At 69.5% G+C, this 23,031-nt stretch carries 21 protein-coding genes; 10 read left to right on the top strand and 11 right to left on the bottom strand.

What is annotated here, in order from left to right; translation table 11 throughout:
* Positions 1–193: 193 nt before the first annotated feature.
* Complete coding sequence (dtd, locus tag ACZ6YV_RS18565; RefSeq protein WP_465510767.1) at positions 194–619, bottom strand: D-aminoacyl-tRNA deacylase; 426 nt, start codon at positions 617–619, stop codon at positions 194–196.
* Positions 619–2,115, bottom strand: a complete 1,497-nt coding sequence (locus ACZ6YV_RS18560; protein ID WP_465510766.1) for a DUF7782 domain-containing protein — start codon at positions 2,113–2,115, stop codon at positions 619–621. Before ACZ6YV_RS18560 ends, dtd begins: the two co-directional genes overlap by 1 nt.
* A gap of 27 nt (positions 2,116–2,142) precedes the next feature.
* Between ACZ6YV_RS18560 and ACZ6YV_RS18555 the strand changes: the two genes are divergently transcribed.
* Positions 2,143–3,408 (top strand): amidohydrolase, encoded by a 1,266-nt coding sequence (locus ACZ6YV_RS18555; RefSeq protein WP_465510765.1) that lies wholly within the window; start codon positions 2,143–2,145, stop codon positions 3,406–3,408.
* Positions 3,409–3,425: 17 nt separating this feature from the next.
* Positions 3,426–3,779, top strand: coding sequence for a DUF3099 domain-containing protein (locus ACZ6YV_RS18550; protein WP_378236635.1), 354 nt, complete (start codon positions 3,426–3,428; stop codon positions 3,777–3,779).
* Positions 3,780–3,856: 77 nt separating this feature from the next.
* Here ACZ6YV_RS18550 and ACZ6YV_RS18545 read toward each other — a convergent pair whose 3' ends face one another.
* Genes ACZ6YV_RS18545 through ACZ6YV_RS18530 form a run of 4 tightly spaced genes read right to left on the bottom strand, consistent with a single transcriptional unit; the run spans position 3,857 to position 7,117 of the window.
* The gene (locus ACZ6YV_RS18545; protein ID WP_465510764.1) at positions 3,857–4,741 is read right to left on the bottom strand and encodes a carbohydrate kinase family protein; all 885 of its coding nucleotides are present in this window, start codon (positions 4,739–4,741) and stop codon (positions 3,857–3,859) included.
* The gene (locus ACZ6YV_RS18540; RefSeq protein WP_465510763.1) at positions 4,738–5,655 is read right to left on the bottom strand and encodes a pseudouridine-5'-phosphate glycosidase; all 918 of its coding nucleotides are present in this window, start codon (positions 5,653–5,655) and stop codon (positions 4,738–4,740) included. The genes ACZ6YV_RS18545 and ACZ6YV_RS18540 overlap by 4 nt, the downstream gene beginning before the upstream one ends.
* A 9-nt stretch (positions 5,656–5,664) precedes the next feature.
* Entirely contained in the window at positions 5,665–6,309 is a 645-nt protein-coding gene (locus tag ACZ6YV_RS18535) for an HD domain-containing protein (RefSeq protein ID WP_465510762.1), read from the bottom strand.
* A 1-nt stretch (position 6,310) separates the two neighbouring features.
* The gene (locus ACZ6YV_RS18530) at positions 6,311–7,117 is read right to left on the bottom strand and encodes a sporulation protein (protein ID WP_465510761.1); all 807 of its coding nucleotides are present in this window, start codon (positions 7,115–7,117) and stop codon (positions 6,311–6,313) included.
* Between the two features lie 58 nt (positions 7,118–7,175).
* Here ACZ6YV_RS18530 and ACZ6YV_RS18525 point away from each other — a divergent pair, with 58 nt between their 5' ends.
* Together ACZ6YV_RS18525 and ACZ6YV_RS18520 are read left to right on the top strand one after the other, a co-directional pair.
* Positions 7,176–7,418 carry a DUF3039 domain-containing protein gene (locus ACZ6YV_RS18525; RefSeq protein ID WP_005164469.1) on the top strand — a complete coding sequence of 81 codons (243 nt, stop codon included), beginning with the start codon at positions 7,176–7,178 and terminating at the stop codon, positions 7,416–7,418.
* 123 nt (positions 7,419–7,541) lie between these two features.
* The gene (locus ACZ6YV_RS18520; protein WP_465510760.1) at positions 7,542–8,378 is read left to right on the top strand and encodes a hypothetical protein; all 837 of its coding nucleotides are present in this window, start codon (positions 7,542–7,544) and stop codon (positions 8,376–8,378) included.
* Between the two features lie 323 nt (positions 8,379–8,701).
* On the opposite strand, the gene ACZ6YV_RS18515 is transcribed toward ACZ6YV_RS18520, so the two are convergent.
* Positions 8,702–11,845, bottom strand: coding sequence for an efflux RND transporter permease subunit (locus tag ACZ6YV_RS18515; RefSeq protein ID WP_465510759.1), 3,144 nt, complete (start codon positions 11,843–11,845; stop codon positions 8,702–8,704).
* Positions 11,846–11,977: 132 nt separating this feature from the next.
* Complete coding sequence (locus ACZ6YV_RS18510; RefSeq protein WP_465510758.1) at positions 11,978–13,114, bottom strand: YihY/virulence factor BrkB family protein; 1,137 nt, start codon at positions 13,112–13,114, stop codon at positions 11,978–11,980.
* Positions 13,115–13,378: 264 nt separating this feature from the next.
* Here ACZ6YV_RS18510 and ACZ6YV_RS18505 point away from each other — a divergent pair, with 264 nt between their 5' ends.
* From ACZ6YV_RS18505 to ACZ6YV_RS18485, 5 genes are all read left to right on the top strand, one after another.
* Positions 13,379–15,133: a DEAD/DEAH box helicase gene (locus ACZ6YV_RS18505; RefSeq protein WP_465510757.1), complete on the top strand. Its 1,755-nt coding sequence runs from the start codon at positions 13,379–13,381 to the stop codon at positions 15,131–15,133.
* A gap of 323 nt (positions 15,134–15,456) precedes the next feature.
* On the top strand, positions 15,457–16,593 hold the full coding sequence (locus ACZ6YV_RS18500) for a sugar ABC transporter substrate-binding protein (RefSeq protein WP_465510756.1): 1,137 nt from the start codon (positions 15,457–15,459) through the stop codon (positions 16,591–16,593).
* A gap of 89 nt (positions 16,594–16,682) precedes the next feature.
* The gene (locus ACZ6YV_RS18495; protein WP_400939111.1) at positions 16,683–17,456 is read left to right on the top strand and encodes an ATP-binding cassette domain-containing protein; all 774 of its coding nucleotides are present in this window, start codon (positions 16,683–16,685) and stop codon (positions 17,454–17,456) included.
* A 23-nt stretch (positions 17,457–17,479) separates the two neighbouring features.
* A complete protein-coding gene (locus ACZ6YV_RS18490; protein ID WP_465510755.1) occupies positions 17,480–18,940 on the top strand; it encodes a sugar ABC transporter permease in 1,461 nt (486 codons plus the stop codon).
* Between the two features lie 11 nt (positions 18,941–18,951).
* The gene (locus tag ACZ6YV_RS18485) at positions 18,952–20,133 is read left to right on the top strand and encodes an ROK family protein (protein ID WP_465510754.1); all 1,182 of its coding nucleotides are present in this window, start codon (positions 18,952–18,954) and stop codon (positions 20,131–20,133) included.
* Here ACZ6YV_RS18485 and ACZ6YV_RS18480 read toward each other — a convergent pair.
* The 3 genes from ACZ6YV_RS18480 to ACZ6YV_RS18470 form a co-directional block, all read right to left on the bottom strand.
* Positions 20,130–20,726, bottom strand: coding sequence for a TetR/AcrR family transcriptional regulator (locus ACZ6YV_RS18480; protein WP_465510753.1), 597 nt, complete (start codon positions 20,724–20,726; stop codon positions 20,130–20,132). The two genes, ACZ6YV_RS18485 and ACZ6YV_RS18480, sit on opposite strands and share 4 nt — an antisense overlap.
* Positions 20,707–21,570, bottom strand: coding sequence for an alpha/beta fold hydrolase (locus ACZ6YV_RS18475; protein WP_465510752.1), 864 nt, complete (start codon positions 21,568–21,570; stop codon positions 20,707–20,709). The genes ACZ6YV_RS18480 and ACZ6YV_RS18475 overlap by 20 nt, the downstream gene beginning before the upstream one ends.
* Before the next feature lie 105 nt (positions 21,571–21,675).
* Positions 21,676–21,855, bottom strand: a complete 180-nt coding sequence (locus tag ACZ6YV_RS18470) for a DUF7455 domain-containing protein (RefSeq protein ID WP_378236622.1) — start codon at positions 21,853–21,855, stop codon at positions 21,676–21,678.
* A 339-nt stretch (positions 21,856–22,194) separates the two neighbouring features.
* Between ACZ6YV_RS18470 and ACZ6YV_RS18465 the strand changes: the two genes are divergently transcribed.
* Positions 22,195–22,989: an EamA family transporter gene (locus ACZ6YV_RS18465; RefSeq protein ID WP_465510751.1), complete on the top strand. Its 795-nt coding sequence runs from the start codon at positions 22,195–22,197 to the stop codon at positions 22,987–22,989.
* Positions 22,990–23,031: the final 42 nt, after the last annotated feature.

The raw sequence follows: 23,031 nt of genomic DNA, 5'->3' as shown, positions 1-23,031 counted from the left end.
TCGGCGTAGCAAGCCCTGTGGAAAACCCGCTACTCCTCGTCGGCCCAGCTTGGCTGGACACTTTCCTCAACGCCGGGAGGTCCCGAAACGTTCCCGGCCGCTACAGAGGAGACGGGCGGCTGACCTGGGACGTTGCTCGACCAACCCTGAGCTTTTCCTGAGAATGACCGCGCGCGGGAGAAACCAAGGTGGTCTAGACCTCTATGAGGAGCGTGAACGGACCGTCGTTCACGCTCCGGACCGCCATCATGGCCCCGAACCGGCCGGTCTCGACCCGCGCGCCGCGTTCGCGCAAGGCGTCGACGACGGCCGTCACGAGAGGTTCGGCGACTTCGGGGCGGGCGGCCGCCGTCCACGACGGACGGCGGCCTTTGCGGGTGTCGCCGTAAAGGGTGAACTGGCTTACGACAAGCAGGGGAGCGCCGGTGGTGGCGCAGGACTCCTCGTCGCGAAGAATGCGAGCTTCGTGCAGTTTGCGTGCCATCGTCGCCGTCTTCGACACATCGTCGTCGGCATGGATTCCCAGCAGTACCAGCAAACCCGGCTCGTCGATGGCGCCCGTCACCTCGTCGCCGACGGTCACGCTCGCTTCCGTGACCCTCGCCACCACCGCCCGCATCAGGCGGCGGGGAGGAGCATGCCGTGCCGGACCAGGTTCCGCACGACGGGCAGCGCGGCTTCGGCCAGTTCCTCCGGTTCGAGGCCCTGAGCGGCCGCCAGGAGGACGATCAGGTCCTCCAGTGGCAGCGCGCCCTGGCAGCCCGCGAGCAGCCGGGTCGCGAGTTCGTCGACCTCGTGTGACCACCCGGGACCGTCGGTGCGGTGCAGGCGCTGGACGGTGGTGGCCCAGCCCTTGTCGCCCGGCTCGGCGACGCTCTCCAGAAGAACGCTTTCCGGCACCCGGAACCGGACATCGAGGAGGGAATCGCCGTTGGCGCGCAGCCATTCCACGCGATCCAGCCAGTTCGCCGCCTCGGCGCCCAGCGGGTCGTCGTAGGCCTGGCGCAGGTCCTCGCACACGATCGTCGGTGTCGCGCCGTCCGCCCGGCGAAGGGTGACGAAGCCGAAACCGATGCCCTGGACGCTGTTTTCGGCGAACCAGTCGAGCCAGGCGCCGGATTTCGCGCGGCCCTCGGGGGAGCGGGGGTCGATGCCCGCGTCGCGCAGCCACGTGCCGACGTACAGGCCCGGATCCGCGATGTCCCGCTGGACGAACCACGCGTCGGTCTCGGCGGGCAGCCAGCGGGTCACCCGATCGCCCCAGTCCTCGCCCTCGACGTGCAGCCAGGACGCCAGGAGCTGGCCCGTGCCGCCTTCGTTGAGGAACCCGGGCAGCTGCCGCACCACGAGCGCGCTGGCGTCGTCACCGGCGAGACCGGAGTCGCGGTAGGTGTAGTCGACACGCGGCGGGCCGACCACGAACGGCGGATTGCAGACGATCTGGTCGAACCGGCGCCGCGCGACCGGTGCGAACCACTCGCCCCGCACGAGTTCGACGTCCAGTTCGTTGAGCCGGAAGGTGGCCGCGGCCAGGGCCAGCGCGCGGGCCGAGACGTCGGTCGCGGTGACCTTCTTCGCGTGCCGGGTGGCGTGCAGCGCCTGGACGCCGTTGCCGGTGCCGACGTCGAGCAGGCTGCCGACCTGGCGGCGGCTGGTGGCCCGGACCAGGCTCATCGAGGCGTGCCCGACGCCGAGCACGTGGTCCTCGGGCACGGACTCGCCCAGGATGTCGGCGTCGAGGTCGGAGACGACCCACCACGAGCCTTCGTCGTCGCCGTGCGGCCGGATGTCGAGACCGGCCCGGTAGCCGTCGGCGGCGGGCACGAGCAGCGTGGCGGCGACCGCGTCGTCGAGGGACAGCGGCGCGAAAGCGGCCTCGACGTCCTTCTCCGGCTCGGTCGAGCCCAGCAGGAACAGCCGGATCAGCGTGCCGAGGTCGCCGGAGTCGCGGGTCGCGCGATAGGCGAGTTCGGGTTCGCCGCGCCCGAGGGCGGCGTGCGCCGAGCCGAGGGCGTCGACCACGCCGTCGGTGTCGTAACCCGCCCGGCGGAAGGCGTCCCGCAGCCTCGCGCAGACGTCGTCGGACAGGTCGGGGAGGGCCGCTCGTGTGCTCACGGTTAGTAATACTGCCAGGATGAGGTGGTGAGCCTCGAAAGTGTCCTGGCACCGCTGCAGGCGGCGCTGCCCGGATTGGAAGACCTGTACACCGACCTCCACCGGCATCCGGAGCTGTCGTTCGCCGAAACCCGCACCGCCGCCGAACTGGCCCGGCGCCTGGAGGCCGACGGTTACGAGGTGCACACCGGCATCGGGCGCACAGGCGTCCTGGGCGTGCTGCGCAACGGGCCCGGCCCGAAGGTGATGCTCCGCGCCGACATCGACGCGCTGCCGGTCGAGGAGAAGACCGGCCTGCCCTACGCGAGCACCGCGCGCGGGGTCGACGCCGAGGGCCGCGACGTCCCGGTGATGCACGCCTGCGGCCACGACATGCACGCCACCTGGCTCTCCGGCGCCGCCTCGCTGCTCGCGGCCGGACGCGAGCACTGGTCCGGCACGCTGATGGTCGTGTTCCAGCCGGGTGAGGAGGCAGGCGACGGCGCCGTCGGCATGGTCCGCGACGGGGTCTTCGGGCCCGCCGGCAAACCTGACGTCGTACTCGGCCAGCACGTCGTCCCCGGTCCGGCGGGCTGGGTGCTGACCAGGCCGGGCGTGATCATGGCGGCCACCGACGCGCTCCGCGTCACGCTGCACGGCCGGGGCGGGCACGGCTCGCGCCCCGAGACCACGGTGGATCCCGCCGTGCTCGCCGCGTCGGTGGTGCTCAAGCTGCAGACCATCGTCTCGCGGGAGATCTCGGCGACCGAGTCGGCGGTGGTGACCGTCGGCTCGCTGCACGTCGGCACCGCGCACAACATCATCGCCGACCACGCCGTCCTCGAGGTCAACATCCGGTCGTTCGACCAGGCCGTACGGGAGAAGGTCGTCGCGGCCGTCGAGCGGATCGTCCACGGCGAGGCCGCCACCGCGGGCGCGCCGAAGCCGCCGGAGATCGAGCGGATCGGCACGTTCCCGGTCACCGAGAACGACGAGAAGGCCAACGAAGGACTCACCGCCGCCTTTGTCGACCACTTCGGCGAGGGCCGAGTCATGCCCGCGCCGCTGGTCACCGGCAGCGAGGACTTCAGCGAGTTCGGCCGCGCCGCCGGCGTTCCGTCGGTGTTCTGGCTGGTCGGCGGACTGGACGCGGAGAAGGTGATCGCCGCGATGACCGCCGGCCGGTTCGAACAGGACATCCCGTCGAACCACTCGCCGCTCTTCGCGCCGATCCCGCATCCGACGCTTTCGGCCGGCGTCGAAACGCTTGTGGTCGCGGCCCTGCACCGGCTCACCCACCCGGGTGTCGGATGAGGCCGGGGAGTGGGAGCATGGAAGCCGGAGGTGGTGCTGTGAACGCGCCCGCCCACGGTCCCGAACCGAGGGAACCCGCTCCGGTGCTGATCACCGAAGCCGCCCCGTCCTACGAAGAACAACTCGCCAAACGGAAGCGGAAGTACATCATCATGATGTCGTTCCGCATCCCGTGCCTCATCCTCGCCGGCATCTTCTACGAGACGTGGTGGCTCGCGCTGGCGCTGATCGCGATCTCGATCCCGCTGCCGTGGATCGCCGTGCTGGTGGCCAACGACCGGCCGCCGCGCAAGAGCGAGTCGGTCAACCGTTTCCAGGCCGAACCGACCCGCATCGAAGGCACTACGCACCGCGTCATCGACGGCGGCTGAAGGCCCCTTCCCAAGTACATGAAGGCCCCCTTCATTGCGCCAGGCGCAATGAAGGGGGCCTTCATGTACTGAGGGGGCTACGGCTGCGGCCCGACCTTCGCCACGGCGCGGGCGCCCAGCCGGGTGCCCGCGCGAAGGACCTCCACGGTGGACTCGCCGCGCAGCCACGCCGCCAGCACCCCGGCGTCGAAGGCGTCCCCCGCGCCGGTGGAGTCGACGCATTCGGCCGGTTGCGAAGGCACCGAAGTGATGGTGCCGCCCGCGTCGACCCAGCTGGCGCCGTCGAGACCGGCGGTGACCACGACCTCGCCCACGTAGTCCAGCAGTTCTTTCGCCGCTTCGGGATCGCTCGACCCGGTCAGCGCGATGAGTTCGCTGGTGTTCGGCATCAGCAGGTCGACGCCGCGCACGTCGTCGAGGAAGGCCGCCGGATCGGTGATCAGCGTCGCCGCCTGCGGGTCGACCGACGTCGTCAGCCCGGCCTTCTTCGCCGCCGCCAGCGAGGCGAGCGCCGCGGGCCGCGACGACGGGTACAACAGGACGTAGCCCGAGAGGTGCAGGTGACTCGCCCCGGCCAGCGCCTGCTCGGTGATGTCCTCGGGGCTGAACTTCGCGTTCGCGGCGCGGTCGGCGAGCATGCTCCGCTCACCGGCGCCGTCGACGAGCACCACGACACAGAACGTCGGTTCCTCGGGGTCCACGGCGAACTCGCAGCGGACACCGGCCGCTTCCAGTTCGCCCTTCACCATGCGGCCGCCGGAATCGTCGCCGATCCGCGCGACGAGGGTGGTCTCCGTGTCCTCGGCCCGCAGCCACAGCGCGGTGTTCGCGCCCGCGCCGCCGCTGGTGAAGTGGACCTTCGCGCGGATGTCGCCCCCGTGCGGGATGGGGCCTTCGTGCCGCGCGACCACGTCGAGGCCGACGTCGCCGACGACGACGATGCTGCCGCTGCCGCCGCTCATGCCGCGTTCCCGGCGAGCTCGACGGCCACCGCGGTGGCCAGTTCCGCGTTGGACAGCACCAGCGCCTCGTTCGCGTCGAGGCTCACGCCGCCGCTCGCGGTGTGGAAGTGCTCCAGCAGCACCGGCGTGACGTCCTTGCCGTGCACCCCTTGCGTCTTCAGGAGTTCCAGCCCTTCGGCGAGCAGCCGGTCGTGCAGTTCCTTGTCCATTTCGGACGCTTCGGGGATCGGATTCGCCAGCAGCACCCCGGAATCCGCGTGCGCGCGGTGCGCCGCGATGACGGCGGCGGCCTGCGCGGCGTCGTCGACCCGCCACGGCACCTCGAATCCGGACGAGCGGAGGTAGAACGCGGGGAACTCGCCGGTGCGGTAGCCCAGCACAGGCACCGAGTTGGTCTCCAGCAGTTCGAGTGTCGCGGCGATGTCGAGTACCGACTTCACACCGGAGCAGACGACCGTTGTCGGCACCTTCGCGAGCACGCCCAGATCCGCCGAGACGTCCCAGCTCAGCTCCGCGCCCTGGTGCACGCCGCCCAGCCCGCCGGTGGCGAACACGCCGATCCCGGCCGCGGCGGCCAGTGCCGCGGTGCTCGCGACCGTCGTCGCCCCGGAGCGGCCGAGACCGACCGCCGGGCCGATGTCGCGCAGGGAGAGCTTGTCCAGGTCCGCGCCGGGCGCGCAGACGCGTTCCAGCTGCTCGCCGGAGAGACCGACCAGGGGGACGCCGTCGAGCACGGCGATGGTCGCGGGGACGGCGCCGCCGTCCCGCACGACCTTCTCCAGCCGCCGGGCGACGTCGAGGTTGCGGCCGGGCGGGAGACCGTGGGAGAGGATGGTGCTCTCCAGCGCGACGACGGGGTCACCGGCGGCGAGGGCGGAGGCGACCTCTTCGTGAAGGGACAGTTGCGGAGTCACGAACGAACATCATCGGTGATGTGGGTCCGCGTCACGCCATCGGGTCAGTTCGTTCGTGAGGTTCTCGCGCGCCTTGCTCTCCCAGCGTGCCCGCGCGATGTCGCTGCGGTACAGCCGCGGCCGGGCCAGCAGGTTCTCCAGCACGGCCGAGCGGCCCGCACGCCAGTCCTCGTCGGAGTAGATCGAGTACTCCTCGCGGACACCGGCCGCGTACTGCGCGTAGCTCTCCGGTGGCGCGCCGAGGATCGCGAGATCGGCGTCGAGCAGCGCCGTGGCGAGGAGGTCGGCGTCCGGGGCGGAGTGGTGGATCGTACTGAGGACCAGGTCCTCCGCGCGGGTGACGTCGGCTGCCGGGACCCGGGCGTTGGTGAGCTCCTCGCGGGTCCAGGCCGCGCTCGCCTCTTCGTCCTCGCCGGGCCGGGCGTCGTAGACGACGTCGTGCGTCCACGCGGCGACGGCGACGAGGGCACGCTCGCGGGCGCTCAGGCCGAAGGCGACGGCGAGGGCCCCGCTGTCGCGGGCGACGGCCGTGACGTGCCGCAGATCGTGGTAGCGACGATGCGGCTCGGCGTAGCGGGTCCGGAGGTCGTTCCACGCGACGGCGGCGATCCGGTGATCGCCGCCGAGCCTGGTGATCGCTGTCGGCCAGTCCATCTCAGTCGAAGATTCCGCGTGATTTGGCCACCTCGTGCAACCACCCTTCGAGCTGTGGCTCCCATTTGACCCGGTCCAGCGCGGCGTGTTCGACCTTGAACAGGCCGAGGAACTCCTGCCCGCGCCCGCCGAACCCGCCGGTCTTGGACACCCGGACCCGCTTGGTCACCTCCAGCACGACCTGCGTCTCCGACGGCGAGGACAAGAACGTCACCGCCACCGAGGTGAAGACGGGCGCGAACCGCGGCGACGGGGTGAAGCGGATCTCCTGGAAGAACGGGAGCTGCTGGGTCGCGCCGTTGATCCGGCCGCGTTCCAGCACGGCCTCGCGGAAGACGAAGCCGATCCGGCTGAAGGCGTCCAGTATCCGTTTCTGAGCCGGCAACGGCTCGATCGAGGCGCCGTCGACGTCGACCGGGTCGGTGACGGAGTTCGCGATGTCGAGGCTGGTCTGCAGGCCGACGGCCATCCCGTTCAGCGGTTTGCCGAAGACGCTGGAGATCGGCGTCTCCCAGGGCAGGGCGACCTCGAACGGGATCCGGACCTGCTGGCCCGGCCCGATCCGCTCGCTGCCCGCCAGCTGCTGGGTGCCGAACTCGAGGTCCTCGACGCCGGGGGAGCGCTCGTCCGGCGTCTGGACGCGGGCGAGCAGCTTCACCGAGAGACCGTTGATCTCTTGATCGACTTCGCCGCCGAGCAGCAGGACCTCACCGCGCAGGGGTCTGCCGGGGGAGACCGAGCGGTCGAGCAGCCGGGCGTCGATCTTCGCCCCGCCCGAACCGAATGTCGCGAGCACCTTCTGGAACATGGGCGAGATCCTGCCAGGTCGCCGGTGTGCGCAGGAGGATTTGGGGCATTATGGAGGGGTGAGTACACAGACCCTTCCGAAGCCGGATACCCGTCCCGAGGGCACCGACGGCACCGATGACGACGCGCCGAAGATGTTCCACTACGTGCGCAAGAACAAGATCGCCGAGAGCGCGGTCATGGGCACGCACGTCGTGGCGCTGTGCGGCGAGGTCTTCCCGGTGACGAAGTCGGCGAAGCCCGGTTCGCCGGTCTGCCCCGACTGCAAGAAGATCTACGACGGTCTCAAGCCGGGCGACTGACAGCCGTCCGTCCGGTGTCCGAAACCGGACAAAATCTGAAAATCCTTCACATGGTGGCTGCCCGTCCCGGTGATCGCTGGTAATCAGTACCCGCCAGCGAAACCCCGCCGGGACGGAGCCTTCATGCGTAGAACCGGGATCGTGCTCGCCATCGCCGCGTTGGTCGCGGTGTTCTCACCCGCCGCCGCCCAAGCCGTCACAGGCTGGACCACGGTCGGTTCGGACAACGCCCGCCCGCTCGACGAGGGCCAGGGCCTGGCCACCATCGAGCGGCCTTCCGGGACGATCTACCGCTACACCGGGATCACGACCGTTCCCGTCGACCTCGCCTCTCAGGGCTGGAAGCATGTCGGCGACCCTGGCTCCGCCCAGGGTTGGTACGTCGAGCCGTACCAGCGTGACGACAGGGGAGAGAAGCTCTTCCGCGTCGAGTCGCCCGACGGGAAATGGGCGAACTACAAGCACGCGCTGGAGTCTTGGGAAGCGAACAACAACTCGTTCGCCGCCGTGACACCCGACGCGCGCTGGATGGTGGCGGGTGAGTGGGGAACGATGGACAGGCTCCTCGTGCACCCGATGCCCGGCGTCGCGCACACGAACCCGTCGGCGAACCTGCCGTACTCGTCCGCGATCCGGCTCGACAAGCCGGTGCGGGACATCCAGGGCTGCGACTTCGTCACCGCGACGCGCCTGCTGTGCGCGTCCGACGATCCCGAGGGCTCGCTCTTCGGGACGACCAAGCCGCTGCTACAGGTCGATCTTTCCGGCGCGCTGTCCGGTTCGGACGTGACCGGGCGGGTGACCTCGCTGGGGCAGCTGCCGCTGAAGAGCACCTGCAGCGGGAACTTCGAGACCGAGGGCATCGACGTGGCCGCCGACGGGACGCTGCGGGTGGTCGTGCTGTCGCCTTCGTGGTGCGTGGCGTTCGACAGCAAGACCTGGCGGTTCCGGAAGGCGTGAACCCCGTGCTTGAAGCCGTGACTCACGTGCTTGAAGCCGTAACTCGCGTGTTTGGAGCCGTAACTCGCGTGCTTGAACGCGTACCTGGCCCAAGCACGCGAGTCACGGCCCCAAGCACGCGAGTTCCGGCTCCAATCACGCGAGTCACGGTTCGAGACACGGGGCCCTGCCCGCGTCGGCGCAATTAGTCGACTAAACGCGAAGCGACGAAAGGCACGCCGGGCGTCCCACCGGCCCGGCGTGCCTTCCTCCCCCGCCCCCAGGTCTCGCGGTCTCGTGAGTGGCTAGGACGGTTAGAACCGTCCTAGCCACTCACGAGCCAGCTACGAAGTCGGCTCGGGCGTCAGCGTCTCGGAAGCCGGAGCCTCCGAAGACCGCGACCGCCGAGCGTCCTTCTTCGCGCGACGCTTCTCTTTCCGCGTCTCGACCATCGTGTACAACGTCGGCACCAGGATCAGCGTCAGCAGGGTCGAGCTGACCAGCCCGCCGATGACCACGATCGCCAGCGGCTGCCCGATGAACCCGCCCTGGCCGGTCAGGCCGAGCGCCATCGGGACCAGCGCGAAGATGGTCGCCGCCGCGGTCATCAGGATCGGCCGCAGCCGTCGCCTGCCGCCTTCGACGACGGCGTCCGCGACGCTCATCCCCGAAGCCCGGTACTGGTTGATCAGGTCGATCAGCACGATCGCGTTGGTCACCACGATGCCGACGAGCATCAGCATCCCGATCAGCGCGGGCAGGCCCAGCGCGGTCCCGGTGGCCAGCAGCAGCCCGATCGCGCCGGTCGCCGCGAACGGGATCGACACCAGCAGGATCAGCGGCTGGATCAGGCTGCGGAACGTCGCCACCATGATCAGGTACACGATCGCGACCGCGGCCAGCAGCGCGAGGAACAGGTTCCCGAAGGCTTCCTGCTGGTCCTCGCTGACGCCGCCGAGCTTGTACGCCGCGCCGCCGGTGAAGGTCAGTCCGTCCAGTTTGGACTGGATGGCCTTCGTGGTGGCGGCCAGGTCCGCGCCGGTGTTCTTGGCGGTGACCGTGGTGCTCAGCTCGCCCGAAGTGCGGTGCACCGCGGCGGGGCCGTCCACTGTGGACACGTTCGCGATCGCGTCCAGCCGGACGACGCCGGTCGCGCTCGGGATCGGCAGCGCCTTGACCGCGTCCACCGACACCGGCGCGGAGCCCGCGCGCAGCACGATGTCCGTGCGCTGACCGTCCACCGGCAGCTGGGTCACCGTGCGGCCGGCGATGGCCTGGTTCGCGATCTGGCCGATCGTGGTCGCCGAAAGCCCGCTCGCGGCGGCCTTGGCGGCGTCGACCTCGACCTGCACGCGCGGCGAACCCTGCGCGAGGTCACTGGTCACCTCGGTCAGGTCCGGCACCCCGGACAGGGCCTGGCGGATCTGCTCGGCGGCGGGCTTCAGCGCGCCTTCGTCCGGTGCGGTGACGGTGATCGAGACCTGGTCCGAGTTGAACCCGCCCGCTTCCGCGCCGACCTTGACCTCGCCGAGTTCCGGCTTGTCCAGCTTGCCGCGCAAGCGATCCGAGAGCGCGTCGAGGTCGGTGTCCTTGGCGACGGTGGCCTGGATGTTGGTCGCCGTCCCGCCTCCGCCGAAGAAGCCGCCTCCGCCGATGCTCACCTGGTAGGTCTCGACGGCGGATTCGGCGGCGAGCGCCTGTTCCACCGCGCCGGCGGCCTTCTCCTTGGCTTCGGGGCTGGTGCCGGGCGGCAGCTTCTGCGACAGGCTCAGCGTCGTCGAGCCGGACTGGTCGAGGAAGTTCGTGTTCAGCCGCGAGGCCAGCCCGACCGTGCCACCGAAGATGATCAGCGCCAGCAGTACCACGGTGACACGGCGCTGCGTGGCGAACCGGATCACCGGCACGTACCCGCGCTGAAGCGGCCCGCGGCGTTCCTTGTCCTCGGCGGCCAGGCGCATGAGCTCGGCTTCGTGCTCGTTCGCAGGGGTCTTGGGCGGCTTGAGGAACCAGTACGCCATCACCGGCACGATCGTCAGCGAGACCAGCAGCGACGCCAGCAGCGCCACGGTGACTGTGATCGCGAACGGTGAGAACAGCTCGCCGACGAACCCGCCCACGAAGGCGATCGGCAGGAACACCGCGACGGTGGTGAGGGTGGACGAGGTTACGGCTCCCGCCACCTCACGCACGCCGTCGAGGACCGCGCGCTGCTTCTCCTCGCCGTACGCCAGATGTCGTTTGATGTTCTCCAGCACCACGATCGAGTCGTCGACGACCCGCCCGATGGCGATGGTGAGCGCGCCGAGGGTGAGCAGGTTCAGCGACAGATCACCGGTCCACAGCGCCAGGAGCGCCACGACCACCGAAAGCGGGATCGACACCGCCGTCACGAGCGTGGAACGCAGCGACATCAGGAACAGCAGGATCACGATGACCGCGAAAGCCAGTCCCAGCAGGCCTTCGGTGGTCAGCCCGCTGATCGCGTCCTTGACCGGGGTGCCCTGGTCGAACACGACGCTCATCTCGGCGCCGATCTTCTTCGACAGCTCGGGCAGCTTGTCCCGCACCGATTCCGAGATCGCGACCGCGTTCCCGTTCTCCACCATGGTGATCGACAGGCCGAGGCTCGGCTTGCCGTTGGTGCGCGTGATCGACGTCGGCGGCGCGAACCCGGCCTGGACGTCGGCGACGTCGCCGAGCTGCACCGGCTTGGGAGCCTGGGCGCCGGGACGCGCTCCCGGGGTGGCCGACGGCGTCAGGTAGAGGTTCTTGATCGTGTCCACTGTGGTCGGTCCGCCGCCGACCTGGACGGTGAGCGTCTTGTCGCCTTCGGTGAGCGTCCCGGCCGGGACGGCGGCACCGGCGGTCTGCAGCGTGGTGGCGATCGACGACGGGTCGACGCCCGCGGCGGCCAGTTTCGCGTAGTCCAGCGCGATGGTGACCCGCGGCTGCCGCGCGCCGGTCACCTCGACGTCGCGGACGCCGTCGATCTTGCGCAGTTCCGGCGCGACCTCCCCGGTCAGCGCGGGTGCGAGCGCCTGCGGGTCACCGGTGGTCCCGGCGGCGAGCAGCACGACCGGGAGGTCGTCGGTGGACCCCGCCGAAACCGACGGCTCGCTGTTCTGCGGAAGCCGCGCCTTGACCCCGTCGACGACGCGCTGGATCTGCCCGACGGCCGCGTCGATGTCGGTGCCGAACTCGAACTGCGCGGTGATCCGCGACAGTCCTTCCGACGACGACGAGTTCAGCTCTTCGAGCCCCTTCAACCCCTGCAGCCCGCCTTCGAGCGGCTCGGTGACCTGGCGGTCGACCGCGTCCGGTGAGGCGCCCGCGTACGGCGTGATGATCTGCGCCTGCGGGAACTGCAGGGACGGGAACAGCTGCTGCTTCAGCTGTGGCAGGGCGAAGGCGCCGAAGCCGATCACCACCAGGGCGAGCAGCCCGATGAGACTTCGGTTGCGCAGGCTCAGTCTGGCCAGCGTGGACATGACGGGATCCCCCAGAAAGGCGATTCGGAACGTGCGATTACCGCGAGCTTTTCATGGCGGAGGGTGGACTGGATTCACACCACGGGTGGAATCGGAGTACGACTTCGGGATGAGGTCGTCCCCCGGACGACGTCAATTTCGCCGTTCTGTCACCTGATCGGTTTCGCTCTGCGTTTCTTCGTTCACCGATTGTTCCGACGCGTGTTCGGCGTCACCTTCGGGAGAATCGCCGTTCTGGCGGGGACGGCGCAGCGGGACCGTCGTCCGTTCCCACAGTTTGCGACCCTCTTCGGCGCGGATCCGTTCCCCGGCGCGCTCCATTTCCAGCCGCCGCCATTTCCGGCGCTGGCGTTTCGTGGCCTTGGCGGGCCACAGTTCCTGGATCGCGCTGTTGAAGTACGCGCCGCCGACCACCGCGAGCCCGATGAAGAACATCAACAGCAGGAACGCGATCGGCGCGGCGAGCGCGCCGTAGGTGTAGCCGGTCTTGGTGATCCAGTTCAGGTAGATCCGCAGCCCGATGCTGGAGAGCAGGAAAACGCCCATGGCGAGCATCGCGCCCGGCAGCCCGCGGTGCCACGGCAGCCGACGCGGCAGCGAGAGTTTGTAGAGCGTGGTGAGCGCCAGCACGATCATCACGGCAAGCACCGGGTAGTACAGCGTGCCGACCCAGAACGCCACCGTGTCGCGCCAGTCGTTCGGGAAGAACTGGGGGAGCAGGTCCGGCCCGATCGCCAGCAGCGGCAGCCCGACCACCAGGATGACCAGCCCGGCCAGGTACAGCAGCAGCGAGAAGATCCGCTGCCAGACGTCGTTGCGGACGCCGTACTGGTCGTGCGCCACGGTGATCGCGTCGACGAACGAGGACATCGCCGACGAACCCGCCCACAGGGAGATCAGGAAGCCGATGGAGACGATCTCGCCCTTGCCGACGAACAGGATGCTGTTGACCGTCGGCTCGATGATGTCGTGGACGGCGTTGTCGCTGAAGATCGTCTTGCTGAAGGTGATGATCCGGTCGTGGACCGCGGTCACGACCTCCTGGCCGAACCAGTCGCCGACGAAGCCGAGACAGCCGAGGAGACCCAGCAGGAGCGGTGGCAGGGACAGCGTCTGCCAGAACGCGGCTTCGGCGGCCTCGGAGAAGATGTTGCCTTCCCACGCCTTGTTGAGCGTGCGGCTGAGCAGGCGCAACGGCCCCTTGCGGGGCACCTTGGCGGCCGGTGCCCGCCCGGCGGCCGTTTCGGGACGGCCGTTCTCCTCGCTCATGCAGCTCCTCCGCCGGCGCCTGGCGCCCTTGACGGTGTCAAGCATGGTCCATGCGCGGGCATTCGGCTCGTCACCCCTGGGTTTTCGGGTGAGTAAACCGACAACGGGGGTGGCGCTTCCGGCGTTCCACGGACCCGGCAGGTAGGCTCTCTGGAGTGCCCTCACCTCAGGCGCCGGCGTCGCGGCCGGCTGGCAAAGTGAGGGTTTTCGCTTGTGACAGGGCGTGTGACCAGGGGTTTCGGGTGAGGGAGGAGGGGAACCGGCATGTCTGAAACGGTTGAGCGCAATCGAGGCGAGCTGGGCGCGCCTCCCGCGGCGAAGGACAGCACTGCCCGCCCGCTGCGTGCCTGGCAGCGCCGTGCGCTGACGAGGTACCTGACGAAGAAACCGAAGGACTTCCTGGCCGTCGCGACGCCGGGCGCGGGCAAGACGGTGTTCGGTCTCCGGATCGCCGCCGAGCTGCTGAGCGACCGGACCATCGAAGCGATCACCATCGTCGCGCCGACGGAGCACCTGAAGCACCAGTGGGCCGCCTCGGCGGCGGCCGCGGGCATCGCGATCGACTCGAACTTCCGCAACGGCGCCGGTGCCACGTCACGCGACTACCAAGGTGTCGCGCTGACCTACGCGCAGGTCGCGGCGCATCCGACGCTGCACCGCGTGCGCACCGAGAACCGCAAGACCCTGGTCATCCTGGACGAGATCCACCACGGCGGTGACGCGAAGTCCTGGGGCGACGCGGTCCGCGAGGCGTTCACGCCCGCCGTCCGCCGTCTCGCGCTGACCGGGACGCCGTTCCGCAGCGACGACTCGCAGATCCCGTTCGTCACCTACGAGCCCGACGGTTCGGGCTTCCAGCGCAGCAAGGCCGACCATTCCTACGGCTACGCCGACGCGCTCGCCGACGGCGTGGTCCGGCCGGTCGTCTTCCTTGCCTACTCCGGTGAGGCCTCCTGGCGCACGAGCGCGGGGGAGGAGTTCACCGCGCGGCTCGGCGAGCCGCTGACGGCCGAGCAGAACGCGCGGGCCTGGCGCACGGCGCTCGACCCGGCGGGCGAATGGGTCCCCGCGGTGCTGCAGGCCGCGGACACGCGCCTCGCGCAGCTTCGCGCCAACGGCATCCCGGACGCCGGCGGCCTGGTCATCGCCACCGATCAAGAGTCCGCGCGCGCCTACGCCAAGATCCTGGAGCGCCTCTCCGGCCAGACCCCGACGGTCGTCCTCTCCGACGACCCCAAGGCGTCCGGGCGGATCAAGGAGTTCGCCGACTCGACAGACCGCTGGCTGGTCGCGGTCCGGATGGTGTCCGAAGGCGTCGACGTCCCGCGCCTGGCCGTCGGCGTCTACGCCACGAGCGCGTCGACCCCGCTGTTCTTCGCGCAGGCCATCGGCCGGTACGTGCGTTCGCGCAAACCCGGCGAGACGGCCTCGGTCTTCCTGCCGAGCGTGCCGGTGCTGCTGGAACTGGCCAGTGAGCTGGAGGCGCAGCGCGACCACGTCCTCGGCAAGCCGCACCGCGAGAAGGACGGCTGGGAGGACGAGCTCCTCGCCCAGGCCAACCGCACCGAGGACGAGCCGGGCGAGGAGGAGAAGGCGTTCACCTCGCTGGGTGCCTCCGCCGAGCTCGACCAGGTCATCTACGACGGCAACTCCTTCGGCACCGCCGTGTTCTCCGGCTCCGACGAGGAGCAGGAGTACCTCGGCCTGCCGGGGCTGCTCGAACCGGACCAGGTCCGCGCCCTGCTGCGGAAGCGGCAGGAGGAGCAGCTCTCCGACGACAAGCGGCGCAAGCCGAAGGCCGAGGAAGCCGCGCCGGTCGCGCGGCCTCAGTCAGTCAGCGAGCGGCTCGGCGCCCTGCGCAAGGAGCTGAACGCGCTGGTGGGCGTGATCCACCACCGGACGCGGAAGCCGCACGGCGCGATCCACAACGAACTCCGCCGGATCTGCGGCGGGCCGCCGACCGCGATGGCGACGGTGGAACAGCTCGAAGAGCGGATCGTCACCCTGCGCACCTGGTAGCGCCCCGTACCCGTGTAATGAACGGGACTTTCATTGCAAAATTCGCAATGAAAGTCCCGTTCATTGCATCCGGGGCCAGGACGGTGAGCCGCGCTCATCACCCTGCGTAAGTGGTGGCGGTCACACCGTCAGCGGACCTAGACTTCGTACGCCTTGCTACGGCCACGTTGCCAAACCGTGTCCATTTGATGAGGCTTAATCGATCCAGCCATCTTCCGCGAAACACGTTCGGCGGCATATGTTGTCGCCCACAACATATGCGCGATGGTGCGACGGGTCCTCCAGGATCGCCGCCCGCGAGCAAGATCGGAGAAGGAACGAGGATGCGCAGCAGAACCCTTACCCTCCTCGCCGCGACGGTGGGCGCCGGCCTGGTGCTGTCCGCCTGTGGCGCCAACACCGCAGACTCGGGCGCCAGTGGCAACTCCTCGCAGTCCGCCCCCGCCCCGGGCGGTGCCGCCGCCGGCGGCAAGGTCGGTGTCATCCTGCCGGAGACCGCCACCTCCGCGCGCTGGGAGTCCTTCGACAAGCCGTTCCTGACCAAGGCACTCAAGGACGCGGGCTTCGACGCCGACGTCCAGAACGCCCAGGGCGACGTCCAGAAGTTCACCACGCTGGCCGACGGCATGATCGCGCAGAACGTCAAGGTCCTGATCATCGCCGCCATCAACGGTGAGGTCGGTTCGGCGGTCGCCAAGAAGGCGCAGGCCGCCGGTATCCCGACGATCGACTACGACCGCCTGAACCTCGGCGGCAGCTCCGACTACTACGTCTCGTTCGACAACGAGAAGGTCGGCCAGCTGCAGGGCCAGGGCCTCGCCGACGCGCTGAAGGACAAGAAGGGCGCCGAGGTCGTGATGATCGAGGGTGCCCCGACCGACAACAACGCGACGCTGTTCGCCAACGGCCAGAAGTCCGTTCTGCAGCCGAAGTTCGCCAGCAACGACCTGAAGCTCGTCCGTGAGCAGGCCATCGACAACTGGGACAACCAGAAGGGTGGCCAGACCTTCGAGCAGATCCTGACCGACAACAAGGGCAAGGTCGACGGCGTCATCGCCGCGAACGACGGTCTCGCCGGCGCGGTCATCACCGTGCTGAAGAAGAACGGCCTCAACGGCAAGGTCCCGGTCACCGGCCAGGACGCCACCGCGGACGGCCTCATGGCGATCCTGCGCGGCGACCAGTACATGACGGTCTTCAAGCCGATCAAGGAAGAGGCCGAGGCCGCGGCGAAGCTCGCCGTCCTGCTCGCCAAGGGCGACAAGGCCGGTGCCGACGCGCTGGCCACCGGCAAGGCGAAGGACCCGAAGGGCAACCGCGAGGTCAAGTCCGTGCTCCTCGAGCCGAAGCTGACCACCAAGGAAGGCGTCAAGGAGGTCGTGACGCAGGGCTACGTCAAGGCGGCCGAGATCTGCGGCGGCGACCTGGCGGCGGCGTGCACGCAGCTCGGTATCTCCTGACCCGTTAAATCCAGACAACCGGGCCGGGCCGCGCTCGGACACAGCGCGGCCCGGCCCGGTAACCAGCCGGGAGAATTCGAGAAACCCCCATGAGCGAACCCATCCTCGAACTGAAGCAGCTGAACAAGAGCTTCGGGCCGGTCCACGTCCTCCACGACGTGGACTTCAACGTGCGCGCCGGTGAGGTCACCGCACTGGTCGGCGACAACGGTGCCGGCAAGTCCACTTTGGTCAAGTCGATCGCCGGCATCCACGGCTACGACTCGGGCACGGTGACTTTCCAGGGCAAGCCGGTGCACATCCACGGCCCGCGTGACGCCGCGGACCTGGGGATCGAGGTCGTCTACCAGGACCTCGCCCTGGCCGAGAACCTCGACATCGTGCAGAACATGTTCCTCGGCCGGGAGCGCGGCAGCAAATGGCTGCTCGACGAGGCCAGCATGGAGAAGGCCGCCCGCGAGACGCTCGCGTCGCTTTCGGTCCGCACCGTGAAGTCCGTCCGCACGCCCGTTTCCGCCCTCTCGGGTGGGCAGCGGCAGACCGTCGCGATCGCCAAGTCCGTGCTGTGGGACTCGAAGGTGGTCCTGCTCGACGAGCCGACCGCCGCGCTCGGTGTCGCGCAGACCCGCCAGGTGCTCGACCTCGTCCGCCGCCTCGCGGAACAGGGCCTCGGTGTGGTGCTGATCAGCCACAACATGGCCGACGTCTTCGAGGTCGCCGACCGCATCGCGGTGCTCTACCTCGGCCGCCTCGTCGCCGAGGTGCACACCAAGGACGTCACCCACGGCCAGGTCGTGGAACTGATCACCGCCGGCCGCTCCGGCGATCTCGGCCTTGCCCGCCCCGAAGCCGCCGTCCTCTAGTACGAGGCGAGAAAGAACCGGAAATGACTGAGACACCTGCAAAGCCCGCCTCGCCGGAGGGGGGCAAGCCGGCGGCCGCCGCGCTCAACCCGTCGGCGGCCATCACGGACTTCGGCATCGACACGACATCGATGTCAACGGGTGAGGCGATCGGCGACTACTTCTCCCGGCTCAAGGCGGGACAGCTGGGTTCGCTGCCCGCGCTGCTCGGCCTGCTCGTGCTGGTGATCGTGTTCGCCTCGCTGTCGGACACCTTCCTGACGATGAACAACATCGCGAACCTGATGGCGCAGGGCGCCGGCAAGGCGATCATCGCGATGGGCATCGTGTTCGTGCTGCTGCTCGGTGAGATCGACCTGTCCGCGGGTACCGCGTCCGGCGTCACCGCCGCCGTGCTCGCGATGCACTACGTGCGCAACGGGAACCTGCTGGGCGGTATGGGGAACGGCGTGTTCATCACGTTCCTCGTGGTGCTCGCGATCGCCGGTCTGCTCGGCGTGATCCTGCGGATCTGGGCGGGTGTCGGGTTCGCCGTGCTCGCCATCGCGCTGGTGCTGTCGGGAGCCGCGGCCAACCCGTGGATCGAGATCGTGCTCGCGATCAGCGTCGGCGGCGCGATCGGTGTCCTCACCGGGTTCCTCGTCTCGAAGATCGGGATGCCCTCGTTCGTCGTGACGCTGGCGCTCTTCCTCGCCTGGCAGGGTGTCATCCTCCAGTTCATCGGCGAGGGCGGCACGCTCGGCATCAGCACCTCGGATGTGCTGTTCAAGGTCGCCAACGGCAACCTGTCCACTTTGGGCAGCTGGATCCTCTTCCTCGTCTTCGCGGGCGGTTTCGCCGCGGTGAGCCTCGGCCAGCACTTCTCCCGGCTCAAACGCGGCCTGGTCACCCAGCCGACGCCGATGGTGCTGTTCAAGGTCGGCGCGATCGGCGTGGTCGCCGCGATCGCGACGTACCTGCTGACGCTGAACCGCGCGCCGAACCCGAACATCGTGATCTCCGGTGTCCCGTACGTCGTGCCGATCGTGCTCGCCCTGCTGGTGCTCGGCACCTACGTGCTCAACCGCACCCAGTACGGCCGCCACATCTACGCCGTCGGCGGCAACCGTGAAGCGGCCCGCCGCGCCGGTATCAACGTCGAGAAGATCCGCGCCTCGGTGTTCGTCATCTGCTCCGCGGTGGCGGCGATCGGCGCGATCGTCTACTCGTCGAAGGTCGGTTCGGTCGACCCGCAGGCCGGTGGCCTCAACACGCTGCTGTTCGCGGTCGGTGCCGCCGTCATCGGTGGTACGTCGCTGTTCGGCGGCAAGGGCCGGGTCGTCGACGCGGTGATCGGTGGCCTCGTGCTCGCGGTCGTCGAGAACGCCTTGGGCCTGCTCAAGCAGTCGGCGGCGGTGGTCAACATCGTCACCGGTCTCGTGCTGCTGCTCGCGGCCACGGTGGACGCGCTGTCCCGGCGCCGCGCGGCTGCGTCGCCGCGCTGAGTCCGCATGGAATGATGAAGTCCGTGACCAGCACACCCGTTGCACGACCAGACGAGGTGCGCAGGCACAACCGCACGACCTTGCTCAGGTTGCTGCACGTCAGCGGCCCGAGCACCAGGGCGACCCTGGCCACTTCGCTGGGGCTCAACCGCAGCACCATCAAGACCCTCGTCGACGGCCTCGCGGAAGCGGGTGTCGTCGAGGAGCGGGTCCCCAGGCCGGGACGAGGGGCGGGCCGCCCCTCGCTCCTGGTCCTGCCGCAGCCGCACGCGGCGGTGGTGCTCGCGGTCGACCTCCAGGTCGAACACGTGGCGATCGCGCTGGTCGGGTTCGGCGGCCAGATCCTCGGGCGCAACAGCTGGAACCTCCGCGGCCGGATGCGGGAGGCCGACGAGGTGATCACGCACGTGATCGAGTCGACCACCGTGCTGGCGGGCGACCTCGGCGTGCAGCCGATCGCCGCGGGGGTGTCCGTGCCCGGTGTCGTCCGCCGGACGGACGGGTACGTCCACGAGGCGCCCAACCTGCGCTGGACCGACGTGGCGCTCGGGGAACGGCTCGGCGGTGTGCTGCGCATTCCCATCCTGGTCGGCAACGACGCCGAACTCGGGGCCATCGCCGAACACCTGCGCGGTGCCGCGCGGGGCTCGTCCGACGCCGTGTACGTCTCCGCCGACGTCGGTGTCGGGGGAGGGATCATCGCGGACGGTTCGGCGCTGCGCGGTGGCGCCGGGTACGTCGGCGAGATCGGGCACATGGCGATCCGGCCGGGCGGCCGTCCCTGCTACTGCGGATCCAGCGGCTGCTGGGAGACCGAAGTCGGCGAAGCGGCCCTGTGCCGTGCGCTCGACCTGCCCGAGGACACCCCGCGTGGCGCGATCCTGTTCGAACTGCGCGAACTGGGCCGTGACCCGCGCGCGGCCGAGGAACGGCTCTCGGAGTTCGCGGAATGGCTGACGCTGGGCCTGGTGAACGTGGTCAACCTGCTCGGCCCGCAGCTGGTCGTGCTGGGCGACCTGCTCACCGTGCTGCCCGATTCGGTCGTGCGGACGGTGGCGGCCGAGGTGCGGCGGCGGAGTCTCGTCAGCCGCGCCGTCGGCGGGACTCAGATCGTGAGCTCGGCACTTGGCGCGGACGTGAAGCTGCTCGGCGCGGCCGAAGCGGCGTTCGAGATGATCCTGGACACGGTTTAGCGCGCGAGCCCCGACAGCAGGGCCACCAGAGCGGCGAGGGACTTCTCCTTCGCCGCTTCGGGGTCTTCGGCATGCGCGATCATCAGCGCCGCCTCCGCGCAGGCGCTCAGCACCAGCTGGGCGAGCTCCGGGATCGGCCCGTCCACCAGCCGCCCTTCCGCGGCGACACCTTCCAGGAACTCCGTGATCAGGCCCAGCCCATAGCGGTTCTCCAGCTCGCGCCAGGCCGGCCAGCCGAGGACGGAGATGGCGTCGGTGAGCGAGATCCGGACCACCTCGGGCCGCAGGCACAGGTCCAGGAAGCGGCCCAGCGCGCCGATGGCCGCCGACCACGGGTCGTCCACCGACCGCGCGAACGCCCGGAGCTCCTCGGTGATCTCGGTTTCGATCTGCTCGATCACCGCGCGGAACAGCCCCTGTTTGTCCCCGAAGTGGTGGTACAGCGCGCCACGGGTGACGCCTGCCGCCCGGACGATCTCGTCGGCGGGGACGGCGGCGTACCCCGGGTCGGCGAACAGCTTCCGCGCCGCGGTGATCAACGCGGCCTGCGTCGACTGCGATCGTTCGGTCTGGCTACGTCGTGGCGTGGGCACGCAGGAATTCCACCATCATGCCGCTCAGCCGCTCCGGCTGGTCCTCCGGCACGAAGGTGTACGAGTCCTCGATCGTCTTCAGTTCGGCGTCCGGCAGCACCTCGGCGAGCTTGCGGCCCAGCCACAGCGGGAAGTGGCGGTCTTCGGGCGCCCAGACCAGCAGCACCGGTTTCCCGAACGCGGGCAGCCGCTCGGCCGCGGTCAGCGTGTAGCGCTTGTCGACGCTCGCCATGAACCGGCGCAGGTCGTCCCGGATCTCCTGGCTCCGCCTGCTGGGCAGTAGGTACGCGTCCAGGACGTGGTCCGGGACCGGGCGTTTGGTCAACCAGAGGAAGTCCGTCTTCTTCAGCAGCCATCGCCAGCGCATCGCCTGGACCACCACCCGGGTGCCGCCGGGGATCCGCGCCAGCGGGCCCAGTGCGGAGAACGTCGGCGGCAGGAACCACTCGAAGCAGTCCGACGGAGTCAGCACGACGCGGCCCACCCGTTCCGGGGCCGTGGTCATGAGCAGCTGGGTGAGCGCGCCGCCGGTGTCGTTCGCGACCACGGTGACGTCGGTCAGGTCGAGTACTTCGAGGAACCGCGCGATCAGCGCGGCGACCCCGGGCGGGCTGAGGTCGGCATCGGGAACCGGGATCTCGTGCGAGCCCAGCGGCCAGTCCGGGGTCAGGCAGCGGAAGCCGGCGTCGGCGACCGTGGGGGTCACCTTGCGCCAGAGCAGGCCGTTGGTCAGCAGTCCGTGCACGAAGACCACGGGAGGGCCTTCGCCACGGTCGCGGTAGCGGATGCGGGCGCCGCCGAGGTCCACCTCGTGCGTCTCGCCCAGGAGCTCGCTGGTTGTCATACCAACTAACATACATGCTGTCTGTATGTTTTTGAACGGCAAAAACAGGGCGGCCGGCTCTCTCCCTGGGGAGTAGCCGGCCGCCGGTGGTCGTGGACTGGTGGACTACCGCTGAATGTCCGCGGACATTTCTTTGAGCTTCGTTTCGTGTGCGCGGGCGTGGTGACCACAGAAGAGCAACTCGCCACCGGTGCTGAGAATGGCTCGAACCTGAGCTGCCGCACCGCACCGGTCACATCGGTCGACAGCGGTCAGTTCGGGGCGGGTGAGCGTCGGCGAAGTCATTGGAGTCTCCCTCCGTCCCGGCACCGGTGACCCGGTGCCATCGATCCAGCTACGACCACTTCGGCACTGATGCCGGAAACGTTCGTTCCCGGCCCCGCCGTGTTCGTGCTTCCACTCTTCCAGACGTTTGGCGGCCCGCAAGTGTTCCCGTGCGGGTGTCTCGTTTGTCACTGGTAATTACCTCGGATGCCGTAGCGTAATCACGCAAAGTAGGAGAAGACTCCCCGCTGAACCGCCTTTTCCCACGTCAGGCACCATGCGGGGGTGGGTATCGCAGTCGTCCGGAACCGCCTTCCGAGCGTGCCGGCACCGATCTTGTTCGTTCTCAGCGGAATTTCCATGTACGCCGGTGCGGCCGTCGCCGTAGGTCTCTTTTCGGTCGCCTCCCCCGCGGGGGTGGCTTGGCTCCGCTGTCTCGGGGCGGCGATGGTCCTCCTCGCGTGGCGCAGACCGCCCCGCTCGGCGTGGACCGGGCACACGTTCCTGCTCGCGGGCGCCTTCGGCGTCGTCACCGCCGGGATGAACGTGCTCTTCTACGAGGCGATCGCCCGGCTGCCCCTCGGCACCGCGGTCGCCCTCGAGTTCACCGGGCCCGTGGTGGTGGCGGCGTTCGGTTCGCGGACCCGCCGCGATGTCTTCGCGCTGGTGCTGGTGGCGGCCGGGGTGGTCGCCATCGCGGACGTCCGGCTGGACGGCAGCCTGCCCGGCGTGCTCTTCGCGCTGGGCGCGGCCGCCGCCTGGGCCGGGTACATCCTGCTCGGGAAGCGGGTCGCGGTCGGCGGGAACGGCATCGACGGGCTGGCCGTCGGGTTCACCGTCGGCACCGTGGCGCTGTCGCCGCTGGCGCTCGGGACCGGCGCGGTGTGGGGTTCGCCACGCCTGCTCCTGCTGGGCGTCGGGGTCGGTGTGCTCGCGACCGTCGTGCCGTACGCGCTCGATCAGGTGGTCCTGCGCAAGGCGGGGCAGGCGCGGTTCGCCCTGCTGCTCGCGCTGCTGCCGGTCACGGCGGGGGTGATCGGGTTCCTCTGGCTCCGGCAGGTCCCGGCCCTGCCCGAGGCGCTCGGCACGCTGGCCGTCGTCGCCGGGGTGGCGCTGCGCTCGCCGGGGAAACGTGATGGCCCGGCGCCCCTCTGAGCGGGATACTGACCAGTCTGTGGCGCTTCGAGCACCAGGAGG

The organism is Amycolatopsis sp. NPDC102522 (genome assembly GCF_055584485.1).
Note: the sequence above shows the minus strand (reverse complement) of the source record. Positions and strands in the feature narration are given on the sequence as shown.

Coding starts and splice junctions, on each gene's coding strand:
- ACZ6YV_RS18550 (WP_378236635.1), top strand. CDS start 3,426: ATGGAAGCCGGAGGTGGTGCTGTGAACGCGCCCGCCCACGGTCCCGAA.
- ACZ6YV_RS18515 (WP_465510759.1), bottom strand. CDS start 11,845: ATGTCCACGCTGGCCAGACTGAGCCTGCGCAACCGAAGTCTCATCGGG.
- ACZ6YV_RS18475 (WP_465510752.1), bottom strand. CDS start 21,570: ATGACAACCAGCGAGCTCCTGGGCGAGACGCACGAGGTGGACCTCGGC.
- ACZ6YV_RS18485 (WP_465510754.1), top strand. CDS start 18,952: ATGATGAAGTCCGTGACCAGCACACCCGTTGCACGACCAGACGAGGTG.
- ACZ6YV_RS18545 (WP_465510764.1), bottom strand. CDS start 4,741: ATGAGCGGCGGCAGCGGCAGCATCGTCGTCGTCGGCGACGTCGGCCTC.
- ACZ6YV_RS18530 (WP_465510761.1), bottom strand. CDS start 7,117: ATGTTCCAGAAGGTGCTCGCGACATTCGGTTCGGGCGGGGCGAAGATC.
- ACZ6YV_RS18465 (WP_465510751.1), top strand. CDS start 22,195: ATGTACGCCGGTGCGGCCGTCGCCGTAGGTCTCTTTTCGGTCGCCTCC.
- ACZ6YV_RS18495 (WP_400939111.1), top strand. CDS start 16,683: ATGAGCGAACCCATCCTCGAACTGAAGCAGCTGAACAAGAGCTTCGGG.
- ACZ6YV_RS18505 (WP_465510757.1), top strand. CDS start 13,379: ATGTCTGAAACGGTTGAGCGCAATCGAGGCGAGCTGGGCGCGCCTCCC.
- ACZ6YV_RS18500 (WP_465510756.1), top strand. CDS start 15,457: ATGCGCAGCAGAACCCTTACCCTCCTCGCCGCGACGGTGGGCGCCGGC.
- ACZ6YV_RS18510 (WP_465510758.1), bottom strand. CDS start 13,114: ATGAGCGAGGAGAACGGCCGTCCCGAAACGGCCGCCGGGCGGGCACCG.
- ACZ6YV_RS18490 (WP_465510755.1), top strand. CDS start 17,480: ATGACTGAGACACCTGCAAAGCCCGCCTCGCCGGAGGGGGGCAAGCCG.
- dtd (WP_465510767.1), bottom strand. CDS start 619: ATGCGGGCGGTGGTGGCGAGGGTCACGGAAGCGAGCGTGACCGTCGGC.
- ACZ6YV_RS18470 (WP_378236622.1), bottom strand. CDS start 21,855: ATGACTTCGCCGACGCTCACCCGCCCCGAACTGACCGCTGTCGACCGA.
- ACZ6YV_RS18535 (WP_465510762.1), bottom strand. CDS start 6,309: ATGGACTGGCCGACAGCGATCACCAGGCTCGGCGGCGATCACCGGATC.
- ACZ6YV_RS18520 (WP_465510760.1), top strand. CDS start 7,542: ATGCGTAGAACCGGGATCGTGCTCGCCATCGCCGCGTTGGTCGCGGTG.